The organism is Nocardioides sambongensis, from assembly GCF_006494815.1.
Lineage (GTDB): Bacteria > Actinomycetota > Actinomycetes > Propionibacteriales > Nocardioidaceae > Nocardioides > Nocardioides sambongensis.
The window spans coordinates 2,696,255-2,708,737 of sequence record NZ_CP041091.1 but is presented as its reverse complement, the minus strand read 5'-3'; the positions used below and the strand labels follow the sequence as shown (position 1 = coordinate 2,708,737).

Annotated in this window: 15 protein-coding genes and 1 pseudogene; 5 read left to right on the top strand and 11 right to left on the bottom strand. The window is 69.3% G+C overall.

Translation table 11 applies throughout. The annotated features are described in order from the left end of the window. Nucleotides 1-43 precede the first annotated feature (43 nt). From FIV43_RS12825 to FIV43_RS12815, 3 genes are all read right to left on the bottom strand, one after another. Nucleotides 44-247 carry a hypothetical protein gene (locus tag FIV43_RS12825; RefSeq protein WP_141014449.1) on the bottom strand — a complete coding sequence of 68 codons (204 nt, stop codon included), beginning with the start codon at nt 245-247 and terminating at the stop codon, nt 44-46. Between the two features lie 143 nt (nt 248-390). Next, nucleotides 391-1,266: a peptidoglycan-binding protein gene (locus FIV43_RS12820; RefSeq protein ID WP_181407474.1), complete on the bottom strand. Its 876-nt coding sequence runs from the start codon at nt 1,264-1,266 to the stop codon at nt 391-393. A 290-nt stretch (nt 1,267-1,556) separates the two neighbouring features. After that, a complete protein-coding gene (locus FIV43_RS12815; protein ID WP_181407473.1) occupies nt 1,557-2,936 on the bottom strand; it encodes an MFS transporter in 1,380 nt (459 codons plus the stop codon). 72 nt (nt 2,937-3,008) lie between these two features. Here FIV43_RS12815 and FIV43_RS12810 point away from each other — a divergent pair, with 72 nt between their 5' ends. Further along, on the top strand, nt 3,009-3,467 hold the full coding sequence (locus tag FIV43_RS12810; RefSeq protein WP_141014447.1) for a winged helix-turn-helix transcriptional regulator: 459 nt from the start codon (nt 3,009-3,011) through the stop codon (nt 3,465-3,467). Between the two features lie 48 nt (nt 3,468-3,515). Here the strand turns inward: FIV43_RS12810 and FIV43_RS12805 are convergent, their stop codons facing one another. Continuing rightward, nucleotides 3,516-3,971 (bottom strand): winged helix-turn-helix transcriptional regulator, encoded by a 456-nt coding sequence (locus FIV43_RS12805; RefSeq protein ID WP_141014446.1) that lies wholly within the window; start codon nt 3,969-3,971, stop codon nt 3,516-3,518. A gap of 126 nt (nt 3,972-4,097) precedes the next feature. Here FIV43_RS12805 and FIV43_RS12800 point away from each other — a divergent pair, with 126 nt between their 5' ends. Both FIV43_RS12800 and FIV43_RS12795 read left to right on the top strand, forming a co-directional pair. Further along, on the top strand, nt 4,098-4,820 hold the full coding sequence (locus FIV43_RS12800) for an SDR family oxidoreductase (protein ID WP_141014445.1): 723 nt from the start codon (nt 4,098-4,100) through the stop codon (nt 4,818-4,820). A 190-nt stretch (nt 4,821-5,010) separates the two neighbouring features. After that, a complete protein-coding gene (locus tag FIV43_RS12795; protein WP_196780779.1) occupies nt 5,011-5,808 on the top strand; it encodes an NADP-dependent oxidoreductase in 798 nt (265 codons plus the stop codon). 67 nt (nt 5,809-5,875) lie between these two features. Here the strand turns inward: FIV43_RS12795 and arr are convergent, their stop codons facing one another. The 6 genes from arr to FIV43_RS21030 all read right to left on the bottom strand — a co-directional run bounded on the left by arr (nt 5,876) and on the right by FIV43_RS21030 (nt 10,009). Beyond that, nucleotides 5,876-6,802, bottom strand: a complete 927-nt coding sequence (gene arr / locus FIV43_RS22475; RefSeq protein ID WP_231123221.1) for an NAD(+)--rifampin ADP-ribosyltransferase — start codon at nt 6,800-6,802, stop codon at nt 5,876-5,878. Nucleotides 6,803-6,944: 142 nt separating this feature from the next. After that, a complete protein-coding gene (locus FIV43_RS12785) occupies nt 6,945-7,511 on the bottom strand; it encodes an AAA family ATPase (RefSeq protein ID WP_141014444.1) in 567 nt (188 codons plus the stop codon). After that, entirely contained in the window at nt 7,508-7,960 is a 453-nt protein-coding gene (locus FIV43_RS12780) for a TA system antitoxin ParD family protein (protein WP_141014443.1), read from the bottom strand. Before FIV43_RS12780 ends, FIV43_RS12785 begins: the two co-directional genes overlap by 4 nt. Before the next feature lie 139 nt (nt 7,961-8,099). Next, complete coding sequence (locus FIV43_RS12775) at nt 8,100-8,375, bottom strand: hypothetical protein (protein WP_141014442.1); 276 nt, start codon at nt 8,373-8,375, stop codon at nt 8,100-8,102. 788 nt (nt 8,376-9,163) lie between these two features. Beyond that, nucleotides 9,164-9,724, bottom strand: coding sequence for a DinB family protein (locus tag FIV43_RS12765; protein ID WP_141014440.1), 561 nt, complete (start codon nt 9,722-9,724; stop codon nt 9,164-9,166). 147 nt (nt 9,725-9,871) lie between these two features. After that, nucleotides 9,872-10,009, bottom strand: coding sequence for a hypothetical protein (locus tag FIV43_RS21030; RefSeq protein ID WP_181407472.1), 138 nt, complete (start codon nt 10,007-10,009; stop codon nt 9,872-9,874). Nucleotides 10,010-10,164: 155 nt separating this feature from the next. Here FIV43_RS21030 and FIV43_RS12760 point away from each other — a divergent pair, with 155 nt between their 5' ends. Beyond that, the gene (locus FIV43_RS12760; protein ID WP_141014439.1) at nt 10,165-10,692 is read left to right on the top strand and encodes a hypothetical protein; all 528 of its coding nucleotides are present in this window, start codon (nt 10,165-10,167) and stop codon (nt 10,690-10,692) included. Nucleotides 10,693-10,710: 18 nt separating this feature from the next. On the opposite strand, the gene FIV43_RS12755 is transcribed toward FIV43_RS12760, so the two are convergent. Next, a complete protein-coding gene (locus FIV43_RS12755) occupies nt 10,711-11,454 on the bottom strand; it encodes an NrtR DNA-binding winged helix domain-containing protein (protein WP_141014438.1) in 744 nt (247 codons plus the stop codon). Between FIV43_RS12755 and FIV43_RS23555 the strand changes: the two are divergent. Further along, nucleotides 11,422-12,449: pseudogene (locus tag FIV43_RS23555) on the top strand (ARPP-1 family domain-containing protein). The gene FIV43_RS12755 and the pseudogene FIV43_RS23555 sit on opposite strands and share 33 nt — an antisense overlap. Nucleotides 12,450-12,483: the final 34 nt, after the last annotated feature.

The following is a 12,483-nucleotide window of genomic DNA, read 5'->3' as shown; positions in this document are numbered from 1 at the left end:
GGTCACGGTGACAGTGTCCGTTTGCGATTCGACCCGGGACTGATCAGTGTCGCTTCTGAATCAATGCGACGTAGCCAAGTGCGACGCCGATCCCCGCCACGATCGGGCCGAACGCTTCGGCGGTGCCAGAGCCGGCGAGAGTCCAGATCGCGCCGAGCACGATCATGGCGAGCGCTATCAGCGCTCCCGAGACCTTCATCGCGACGTTCGGACCGCCGTAGCGGTCCTTGGGATCCAACTCGTTCATCGCGGCAAGGGTAGCCCCGTGAATCGCCCCAGGTTCGTAGAGGCTCGGTTACTTGGAAACCCCGGTCGGGGCGGGTAATCGACGTAGTTGGTGACCCGGCGGGTATGCAGGCGCGACGCAGATCGACCGGATGCGACGTCCTCTCAGCTGATTGCCGTGAACTCAGTCGTGTGGCCGCCGGCGACGTCGTACCTGTGCCACACCTCGGCAATGACAAGCTCTCCGGGCGCGTTGTCATCCGGCAGGATCAAACGGACGCGTGAGCCGACGGCGAGTCCCGGCGCGGCGGTGTGGCATCGCGCCTCCGATCGGTCTGCGGTCCGGCGCGCGGTGCACGCTGTGATCTCGGCACCGAAGCGGAGCGGTACTGGCTCTTCGGGTCCAGCTCTCGGCGCCGTTCCATCGGCGAGGAGGACGGTGGACGGCAGTCCGTCAGAAGGCATCCGCGTCTCGATCTGAACGGCTCGACCGTTGAACGCTTCTGGGGAATCCGCGGTGTGGATTGCGATGGTGGTCGACCCGGGTGCCACCCCAACCAGGTATCTGTTCGGCACGCCGAGAACTTCGATCTCGGCAGTTGCGTGCCCGCCTGTGTCGTGGATGACCACCGAGACGAGGTCTGGACTCAGAGCGGGATACGTCAGGCCTTGGATAGCGATCAGGGGGACGCCCGAGGCTGGCGGACGGTCCGGATCCTCCCTCAGGAAGATCTCGTTCAAGCGTTGGCTGCTTCCTGGGCCGAGCACACCATCGTGCTGCGTGAGGCCAGTCGGGAGGCCCAGATCCTGGTCGACCTTGAACCGCTGGACGCTGGATTCGGTGGCGCTGTCGAACACGCCACTGGGCAGGACCTGATATCCGAGAGCCCTCAAGGCCGCCTGGACTGCAATGACTGCGCCGATGTCATTCGGTTCGTCAACGGCAAGATCGCCGTTCGAGTCGAAGCCCGCGGAGGTCATCCGGCCCCCATCAAGGCATCGCTCGAACTGGCTGATCCCAGCGAATCGCTTGGCGATCATGGGTGAGTTCACCTCCGAGACCATCGGGTCCCTCGGACGCTAGTCATGCCGCCTCGTGTCGGCAATCGACGTGGCACCGGGGCGACGCGCCCACGGGTCCTACCGCCTCTACCCAGACGCTGGTCGGTGCCCTGGCCAGAGAGTTGCGAAGTGTGGGGCGGGTGAGCGGCGGAGTGGGTCGGGACGTCCGACGCAACAGATGCGGCGAGTCGAGGCAGGCCGGTCGTGCCGCGCGAGATCTCAACGGGAGGGCGGTCGTTGCCCGGAAGGTCGTCGCCGGCGCGGTCGGCTCAGGGGGACGTCACCGAGGGCGTTGGGGCATCGGCGGGGAGCGCGGGTTCGCGTCGTTGGATGCGCAGGCCGGCGGCTGCGGCGATGATCATGGCGGCCGCGACCGTGTACCAGGCCCGGTCGAACGCGATCTGTGACGTCGTAGCGTGCGAGTCGATGAGGGTGACGAGGATGCTCACTCCGAAGGCCAGCCCGACCTGGCGTGCCATGTTGACCACGCCGGCGCCGGTGGAGGTCTGGTCGGGTGGGAGTCCGGCGGTGGCGGCGGCGACCAGGTTCGGCATCGCCAGTCCAACCCCGACGCCGGCCAGCACCCAGGCGGGCAGGAAGTCGGTCAGATAAGCGGGAGTCGGGCCCAGCGTCCACGACTGCCACAGGACTGCGCCGGCGAAGACCAGGCTGCCGGCCGCGATCATCGAGCCGGGGCGGACGTTGGGCAGGACGCGGTGGGCCAGGATCGAGGTCACCGGCACCGCCAGCGGCCCGAGGGCCACGGCCAAGCCGGTCTGCAGCGCGCCGTACTCCCACTCGCGCTGCAACCACAGGATCGCGCCGAGCAGCGCGGCGCCGAAGCCGATGTTGAAGGCCAGGGTGGCGATGTTGGCCCACCGGAAGTCGGGCACGGTCAGCAGCGCCGGCGAGATCACCGGCGAGCGGTGTCGAGTCGTACGACGCGCGAAGAGTCCCAACGCCATCAGAGCCGTGGCGAAGCAGCCGAGCACTTCGAGCGATCCCCAGCCCCATTTGGCGCCCTGGACCAGCCCCAGCATCAGGGCGCCGACGGCCACGGCGAGGACGACGGCTCCCAGCAGATCGGGGAGGGGCGTGTCGGCGTCAGGGCGTACGTCGGGGACGAGTCGCACGGCCCCGAGGATGAGCAGCGCGCCGATGGGCAGGTTGATCCAGAACGCCCAGTGCCACGAGATCTGCACCAGGAAACCGCCCACAGCGGGGCCGAGCGCGGCGGCCACGGCCCCGGTGAGCGCCCACATGCGGGCGGCCGGAGCTCGTCGCTCGGGAGCAACGGCGGCCAGCAGGAGGCCGAGGCTGGCCGGCGTCATCGCGGCCGCGCCCACCGCCTGAACGGCTCGGAACGCCACCAGCCACCACACCCCCGGGGCCAGTCCACACAGCAGGCTGGCCACGACGAAGACACTCATCCCCGCAACGAACCCACGCTTCTGCCCGAAGCGATCGGCGAGCCTGCCCATCGGGACCAGCATCGCGGCGTACACGACAGCGTAGGCGCTCAGGATCCAGCTCAGCGCGGACAGGTCGGCGCCGGCGAAGTCGGCGCCGATCTGGTCGAAGGCGACATTGACGATGAACAGGTCGACCCCGGCCAGAAACGCCGCGCCGACCAGGACCACTGCCAGCATCGGCTGACTCTGCTGTCGCATAGCCAGAACAGTACGGACCTGACTATGGCTGTGGCAAGGTAGGCTGGTGCTGTGAGTGTTCAGCTGGCTGGTCGACTGGCCGCGCGGGCCGATGAGCCGTTGGGCGATCGGTGCCCGATGGATCGCGCCCTGCAGCTGGTGGGCAACCGCACCTCGCTACTGCTGCTGCGCGAGGTGTTCTACGGAGTCTCGAGGTTCGACGCACTGGTCAAGCGGGTCGGGGTCACCGAGGCCTCTGCTGCGCAGCGCCTGCGCGAGCTGGTCGAGATCGGGGTGCTCGCCAAGGAGCCGTACAAGGAGCCGGGCCAACGCACTCGGTACGCCTACGTCCTCACCGAAGCCGGTCACGACCTTCTGCCCGTCGTGCTCGCGCTCGTCCAGTGGGGCGCCCGGCACACCGATGGTCCCGCCCCCCGCATGCGCCATGCCGACTGCGGGAAGCCGATCAGTGTGGCACTGCATTGTGCCGCCGACCACGACGTCGTAGAGGACGACGTCATCGTCGGCTGAAGCCGCATTCCGTCGGACCCCGGCTGCGACCCCTCGGCCGACCGCCGGTCAGGCCCCCGCTCTGGCGCTGGGCGGGGTTGTGCCGATGATCGTCAGGTCGTCGGCTCGCGCCACGTCGCCACAGGCGCGGCATGCCAGCGCCGGATGGAACTCCTGGCCACAGGAATGCACGATCTCCAGCGGCGGGCCGTCCGGTCCGGCGAGGTGGCGGTCGCCGAACTCTCGCAGGGTGGCGATGACCGGCATCAAGGCTCGACCCAGGTCGGTGAGCCGGTATTCATAGCGGGGCGGGTGGTCCTCATAGCGGACCCGCTCCACGAATCCGTTGTCCTCCAGCTTTCGCAGCCGGTCGGTGAGGATGTCGCGAGGAGCCCCGGTGTTTCGTCGGATCTCGTCGAACCGGTGGCACCCGAGCATCAGTTCACGCACTGCGAGCAGGGTCCACTTGGTGCCGACCAGTTCGAGAGTCCGGGCCACCGAACACTCACGAACCTGTTGTGTCATGCGTCCAGCCTACCGGGTTGGAATATCCAACCGACCGCACTAGGTTGGAGAAACAAACTCACTCGGTGGATGGGCGGGGTGCTCCACGAGGCTCTCGGGCCGCCACCTTCACGAGAAGGACGAATGATGCCGACACTTGCTGACTCGGTCGTGCTGGTCACCGGAGCCAACGGCGGACTTGGGCGACACTTCGTTTCGCAGGCCCTGGAGCGCGGTGCGTCGAGGGTGTACGCGGCGGCTCGCAAGCCCGCCGTCTGGGACGATCCCCGGATCGTTGCCCTGCATCTGGACGTCACCGACCATGAGTCCGTGCGGGCTGCCGCCGACCGGGCAGAGGGCGTGACGATGGTCATCAACAACGCCGGCGGTTCGAACGGCGCGAGCGTGGTGGGCGATCTCTCCGCAGCGCGCGAGCTGTTCGAGACCAACTTCTGGGGCGCGCTCGACGTCACCAACACCTTCCTGCCTGCCCTGAGCGCTTCGCGGGGAACAGTGCTCAACGTGCTCTCGGCGCTGAGCTGGTGGGGTGTCGGTGACGGGTACAGCGCGACCAAAGCAGCACTGTGGTCTGCCACCAACACCCAGCGGATCGCCCTGCACGGTCGCGGGATCCACGTCGCGTCGCTGCACCTCGGCTACACCGACACACCGATGACCGCCGGGGTCGATGCCCCGAAGAACGATCCGGCCGACGTCGTACGGAGCGCCTACGACGGCATCGAGGCAGGGATGTTCGAGATTCTCGCCGACCGAGCCAGCATCGACCTCAAGGCCGCGCTGTCCCAGCCCGTCGAGGCGCTGTACCCCCAGCTGAGCACCGCCACCCCGGCTGGTCGGGTGGCCCGATGAAGGCCTTCGTCGTCACCGACTACGGTCCCGAAGGACTCGAGCAAGCCCATCTGCCGACACCGGTCGCTGGCGGCGATGACGTCCTTGTCGACGTCAGGGCCACCAGCATCAACCCTCTGGACGCGATGGTACGCAACGGCGAGTTCAAACAACTGCTGAGATACAAGCGCCCCTTCCCCTCGGGCACGACGTGTCGGGAGTCATCACCCAGGTCGGCGAGCGCGTCCGGGGTTTCGAGGTCGGCGACGAGATCTACTCACGCCCCCGCGACCTGCGGATCGGCACCTTCGCAGAGACCATCGCCATCGACGCGGCCGACGTGGCGCTCAAACCCGCCACCCTCTCGTTCGAGGAAGCAGCCGCAGTTCCCCTCGTCGCGCTCGCCGCCTGGCAAGCACTTGTCGATCTGGCCCAGGTACGACCCGGCCAGAAGGTCCTCGTCCACGCCGGAGCCGGAGGGCTCGGGTCGACTGTCATCCAGGTCGCCAAGCACCTCGGTGCCCACGTGGCCACAACCGCACACACCAAGGACATCGACAAGGTCCGCGGACTGGGCGCCGATGAGGTCGTCGACTACACCCAGCAGGACTTCGCCGAACTCCTCACCGGCTACGACGTCGTCCTCGACTCGCTCGGCCCCGCCAGCCTCGAGAAGTCAATGACGGTCCTCGCCCGCGGTGGCATCGCGATCAGCGTCGTCGGCTCACCGGACCCCGCCTTCGCTGCCCAACTCGGTCAGCCCCTCCTCAAACCGGTGATGGCCCTGATGAGTCGCAAGGTCCGCCGCCGCGCCAAGAAGCTCGGTGTGCGTTACTCCTTCTTCTTCATGCGCGCGAACGGCGACCAACTGAAACTGCTCGCGGACCTGTACGACAAAGGCGACCTGCGCCCGGTCGTCGATCGGACCTTCGCGTTCGAGGACACGATCCACGCGCTGGCCTACGTCGAGCAGGGCAACGCCAACGGCAAGATCGTCATCACTCGATAGACGACAGGCAGGGGCGTTCCCAGGCCCGCCGGGCGGCCGAGACTGGCCGCCTCGGCCTCGGCCCCACTCAGTCGTCCATCGCTTCGATGCCGAGTGCTTTCAGCTCGGCTGCGTTCGCGCGCATGCGCTCGACCATGGCTGGGTCGGGCACCGGGAGTCCGGCGACCTCCTCGACCACTCGCAACGGCTCTTGGGTGCGGTAGGAACGAGTCGGGTTGCCGGGGAACTTCTTGTCGGTCACGTTGGGGTCGTCATAGATCGGACCCAGCGGCTCAACACGGTAGACCCGTGGCGGACCTTCACCCGAGGCCAGTGCCGCGGCCAGCGGAGCGCCGGACTCAGAGGCCGTGAGATAGACATGCCGCGACTGTTTGCCCGACCCGTAGTTCGTCTCCCATCCGGGGGTGAGCAGGTCACCGGGTCGCAGATCTGCCCTGGTGCCATGGAAGAACGGCCCTGCGTCGTCGGCGGCCCGGGGCTCGGGCGCCGGGTCGCGGATCAGTCCGTCGAGGCTCGACATGAGCTCGGCTACCCGCGTGCGTCCGGCGGGTGCCCGCGGGTAACGCTCAAGTACGTCCCGGACCGCGGGGGTGATGCGCCGCGCGGCGCCGTAGAGCATGTACTGGGCTACCACCGGGTCGTCGCCGCGCGTCAGCTCGGCCGCGCGGGCGGCGTGCGCCGCAGCGCCGAGGATGTGGCGGACCTGCGTCGCGTTCGCGAGCGGGTGGAGGTAGGCCGAACCAGCCGCGTCACCGGCCGCGGTCGCGGCGTGCCCCCCTGCTTCAGTGGGCGCCTCCCGGCCCGCCCGGTGGGCGTCGACCGCGGCGGCGCGCTGCAGGTTCGATCGCGGGGCGCCGTCAGCGAAGACCCGTGCAGCCTCGAGCGCCGTCGCTGAGCGCGGGTCGCCGGGCATGACCTTCGCCACGATGCTGAGCGTCGGTGACGCACAGGCCACGGCGTAGGCCGTCACCGCGCGCAACTCCTCGATGGTCAACTCGAAGTCTCCCGGGGCGGTCACCACACGAGTCTCGCAGAGACTCGAGGACGCAACCGGAGCGCGACGGGCTGCCCACGCGGCGGTGAGACGCAACCGGTCTCTTCCGAGCTCGGGTCTGACGTCTGGGGTGGCTCATGGGTCAGGCCGTGGTGAGGGCCGTTGGTGTCCAGGTTGGCCATGAGTGCGCGCCGTGTGCGCCGCCTCCGCTGAACCGGGCGACGAGTATTGGCCGGCGACCGGTGTTGTCGTAGACGTCAGCGGCGTCACACAGGTGGATGGCCTCGACGACGTTGCCCCACAGACGGTGGTAGCGGCTGCGGATCTTCGCCTCGGGCACCTGGTGCCCACCTTGACCCACTCGCTTGGCTACCCGCGTGACGGCGTCGTCCTCGGGGAGCATCAACACGTGCAGATGGGCTCGATAGCCGGCGGTGAGCGCCTCACGGATCAGGTCGAGCTTCGAGGAGTGTGAGAAGACGGTCTCGGTGATGAAGGGCTCCTGCATCGCCAGGAACGCCGTGCGGAGCACGTCAGCGAGGCGGGCAGCGACCAGGGACTTCTCGACTTCGTCGCCCGGCCAATACAGCTTGGCGATCTCATCGGCGTTGACGAACGCCTTGTGCGGCAGGGTGGGAAGAAGAACGTTGTCGACGAAGGTCGACTTCCCGGCGCCGTTGGGGCCGACGACGAGGTCCAGTCGCGTCACCGACCGGCCTCGCCCGACTGCTGCTGGTCGAGGACCTGTTCAAGGTCGGTCAGAGCTTCGCGAAGCCGGTCACGGGCGCGCGCGCCGAGTTGTGCGCGTGAGGCGAGGTCGGCCAGGACGCTGTGCGGGTCGGGCGAGACGGCGGAGAAGTCCGGGAGGGGTGCGGAGGCGAAGTCTGCGCCCGCCACGGCGTCGTCGATACGAACAGCGATGGCAGCGTCGAACTGGCGCGCTTCGTCGAGCGTCAGGTCTCGCTGGGCGATCGTACCCTCGAGGGCGAGCCTGACCCGATTGACGGGTGAGTCCACCTGGGCAGAGAGAGCGGCGCCGAGCCGCGCCCAATGCTCGAGCTGCTGTCGAGCAGACCGGGACTGTCGCGACCCTTCAGCGGCCGCGGTCTCGAAAAGGGCCTCGTCGAATCGGGTGACCCGTTCGGTCTTGCTTCCCATGGCACAACTCCTCGTGCAACTGCGTTTGTAGCAGTCGTCTACACAAGCGTAGCAAACTGCTACACGCGTCCGTGGTGCCAACGGAGGAGGAATTACTTGGCAGGGTGCTGGCGCAGCTTCTGTCTCGGCAGCGGCCGTCTCAGGCGGGCCCTCCTTGATCGACGTCGTCCGCGAGTCGATCGAGGTCGACGGTCCTGCCCTCGGAGATCGCCGTCACCACGTCGTTGCGCTGCTCGTCGGTCAACGTCAGGTTCGCCTCGCGCAGGGCATCGTCGAGTTCGGTCCGGATCGTTCCGCCGGGGGCGGTCTCCTGCCACGCGGTCACTCGCTCGATCACGCGGCGCAGCGCCTCGCGCCGCGCGGCGTTCTGGTCCATTTCAGCCATACCTGCGCCCGTACCCCGATCGGCCGGCATCGAGCCCCTCCACCTTCCAGCCAGCGGCGCCGACGCGAACGGGCCGGCCCCGCCCGGGCGCGTGAGGTCTGCTGCGCAGGCCGCCGCCGTGTCGAGCGGGCTGTCTTCGTCGCGACACCACCTACGACGTACAGGCCGCTGGGCGGGCCGGGATCGGGTGCATCGGTGTGCGGACCGGAGGCAGGGGAGCCGCGGAGTTGACTCGCCCGAGCAACTGCGTGGACTCCACTGGGAGGACCACATCACTCCGACCCGTCCGCGCGACCACAGCTGGTCCACAGACCTCGAGAACAGCCCGGAACAGCAGGAGTGACACCGCTACTGCGCTGGACAGTCCTCGATCATGGACGGCGCCGACAATTCCGAGGATGCCGCAGACGCCGCGGATGGCGGGCCCAAGGCGTCAGCCCCGAGCGTCGCGTCGCTCCTGGAGACGTGCGCGGGCTTCGGGCAGGTAGTTCAGGCACGGGGCCGTGGCGTCGGGGTGCTTGGCGGTGAGGTGGAAGATCCATCGATCCATCGCAGCCATGTAACCGTTGTCCTTGCCCGACCGGCGTGTGCTCCAGGGGCGCGTGCCACTCCCCGGCCGCGGGACCTCGCATTGTGTGCACGAGATCTTGTAGGCGTAGGAGTTGTCGGGACTCACGTCGATGCGGACCTCGGCCAGCGCCCCTGCTTCGACGCTGGCCTTCCTCTGTCGCGCGGAACGACTGGCGGGCACGGGCACCTCGGTTCGTGGTCGGGGATGACGGACCCAGCCTAGGCATCGGCGACCACATCGGAGGGGATCAGGCCGGCGTGGGGGCGTTCGAAGCGCGGTAGAGATCGCGCAGGGTCGCGATCTCCGCGCCGTGGTGGATGACCTCCCTGTTGATGTGCAGCACGAGAGTAGCCCGAGGGCGCCGTGCCCACGGACCCTCCGCCTCGCCGCACTCCTCCGCGATGCCGTGCTCGCCCCATGAGTGGACACCTGCCACCCATCGGTCATACGCCTCGTCCAGGCGCGCGAGCGCGTCGACGGCGCTGCCAGGCCAGTCCAAGGACTGCAGGCGCTCGCCGTACTCCTGCTGGGAGACGCCCTCGAAATGCGTGGCGACGCGGAGCCCGAGCACGAGGATGCTGATGTGTGCCAGTCGCCAGGCGATGGTCGTGACCGGCGGTGGGCTGGGCTCTGCCGGCGCCCAGTCGCACGAGAAGGTCCCGTCTCCCCGGGGCCGGATGGACCAGCAGGCGTCCACGGGTTCCCAGAAGTACTCGGCATCGGTCAGCACGTCCAGCCGTGGCCGCAACTGGTTCGTCCAGTGCCACTGCAGCTGGTCGAGGAGCTCACGATGGAAGTCGACGTCCATGGCTCCGACGGTACGGGAAGTCGACTCGCGGGGTCGGGCGCTGAGCGGCGCAGCGGGGATCGGGATCGACGATGCTGCCACCGTGTTCACCGCCGGACGGCCGGTGGGGTCGCCGAGGCGATAGTCACGCTGAGCGCGAGGATGGCGTCAGTCCTTCGGCTGGTCCTCCTCACCCTCCTCCGAGTCGGACTCCAGCGGCGACTCCGGTTCGGCCGCGATCTGGGTCTGCGGATCATCCTGAGGGTTCGCGCTCGGGTCGTTCAGCGGTCGGCTGTTCGAGGACATCTCCATCATGGTGGTGACGTACCCGGAACGTGGGGATTCAGAAGCCGCCCCGGTCGCCGAACGCCGAGGTCCCCGGATGGGGTACGGCGTCGCCGACGTCCGGGACACCGCTGGATGGGCCGCAACCGACCGCTCACAACTGCGAGGATGACGACGTGAGCGTTCACGGGGGAGTCGAGCAGACCGGCAGCACGCCACCGCTGCCGCGCTCGATCTGGGTCGTTGCCTGGGCTTCGCTGGTGGTCCAGGTGATGATCCTGGTCCGTCAGGGTGTCCGGCTGGACGACGAGGTGTCGCTCGTGGCGTCCGTCGTCATCGGCGCCCTCGTGGTGGGCTACGTGTCGGCCGGCGTCGTACGGGCGCGCACCGTCCGACTCGTGGTGGCCTGGGTGGTGCTGCTGCTGGGTGTGGCCGCCGGAATCGCCGGGCTGGTATCGGCCGGGGACCCGGCTGAGGTCGTCCTGTCCGCGACGTCGCTCGCGGCCACGGGGGCGGCGATCGGCGGACTGGCAGCCTTCCACCGCACCGCCTGGTTCGACTGGCAGCGCACCAGGCCGTCGACCGACGAGGGTGCCCGGATCGGCCGGCTGGTCGCGATCGGGCTGCTCGTCGGGGTGCTCGGGGGTCTGATCGGACCGGTCGACAACGGACTCGACGTACGGATCAACGTCGCGGGTCGATGACCGGCGACCCCGCTCAGCTCACTCCTCCCGCGGCAGCGGGAACGGGCCGGCCTCGGGGTCGCGCCGGGAGCGTCGTACCGGCACGAAGAGCTGGGCCGGCCGACCGACCGTGGCCGAGGTGTAGAGGTCCTCGCCGCGGCTGTCGGTCGCGGGCTCCAGGAACTCGCGCATCCGCCGGTTGAAGGTGTCGCGGCGCAGCGGGGTGTCGAGGACCGCCTCGTGGGCCCGCCGCAGCTGACTCAACGTGTACGGCGCCCGCAGCAACCCGAGCGGGTCGGGTGAGCGTTCGTAGCGGCGTCGCAGCCGCCGGACGGCGGTGGTCACCATCTGATCGTGGTCGTAGGCCAGCGACTCCCGGGTGACCCGCCGGCCCCGCTCGGCCGCGCCGTGGACCCCGATCACCTCGGCGCCGCTGTCGATCGCGCGGGCGACCTCGTCCTCCCGCAGCCCGGTGGAGTAGGCGACGGAGACCGCCCAGGCCCGCTCGTCGCGGTCGGGGGCGTCGTAGACGTCGAGCATGGCGAGCTCGATCCGGCGGCGGGGGCGCAGCCCCAGCTTCGCGTCGAGCAGCTCGGCCACCGTGGCCTTCACGGTCTGCCGCTCGCGCACGAAGCGACCGGGGAGCGCGGCCGTGCTGTCGGAGCGTCGGAGCACCACGAGGCCCAGCTCCGGTGTGCGGGCCCCGACGCCGGCGGGTCCCAGGGTCAGCGCCACCAGGTCGACGGCGAGATGGGGGCGGGGGTAGGAGGCGAGGTCGGGCACGGGCACGAGATTAGCGCAGATTCGCACAAACGTGTGATATGTTCATATCCGCGCAAAGTTGGCCGGTGGATTGTCGTTTCCAGAATCCTTCGCCGACGCCCGGTATTTGCGCAGATCTTAGATAAGGAGAACGAGATGAGACTTCACCTCGGACGCAGCGCCACCTCGGGCGCCGTCACCGTGTTCCCGGTCTGGCACGACCGGCCCGTCGCCGCGGACCGCGGCTACACCACCCGCACCGCCCACCTCGACGTCGGGGAGGCCGACGGCGGCCCCGACGTCGGCCGGCTCGTCGCGGCCAACAGCGGCGCCGAGCCGGTCCTGATCCTGGAGGGACAGCTGTTCGAGGGCGGTTGGCAGCACCGGATGGCGCTGTCCTCCACCCTGGTCCCCGCCGGCGCCCGAGCGGCGATCGACGTCGCCTGCGTCGAGGAGGGCCGCTGGCACGGCGCCACCGCCCAGCGCACCCGCGGTCGCCGGGCCACGACGCTCGTCCGGAGCGGGTACGACGCCGGCGGGCAGGGGCGGTCTGGGAGCGTGTCGGGCGCTACGGCCCGTCCGCGACCGGCTCCCTCGCCGAGCGACTCGACCGGCCGGATCTCGACCGCGCGGTCGACCGCCTGGTTCGCCGCGCACCGGTTCTGTCGGGCCAGTGTGGTGTCCTCGTCGGTGTGGGGGGTCAGCCGCTGGCACTCGAGGTCTTCGACCACCCGCGGACCCTGGGGGAGCAGTACCGTCCGCTTCTCCGGGCCGCGGTGCTCGACAGTCTCGATGTGCCGGCGGCGTCCACGCCGGGACGCCGCGCTCGTCGGTTCGTCGCCCGGGCCGAACGGGTGCTGCGCCAGCAGGCGCCGACCGCCGGTCGGACGGACGGGGTCGAGGGGTGTGTCCGGATCGCCGACCCGATCCTCGACGCGCGGGTCCTGGTCGGTGCCGCCACCACCGTCCACCTGCGCTGCACCCACCTGCGTCACCCACTGCTCCTCGCAGCCTGACCGCCCGCCTGACCGCCCGTCTCGGAAGGAGACG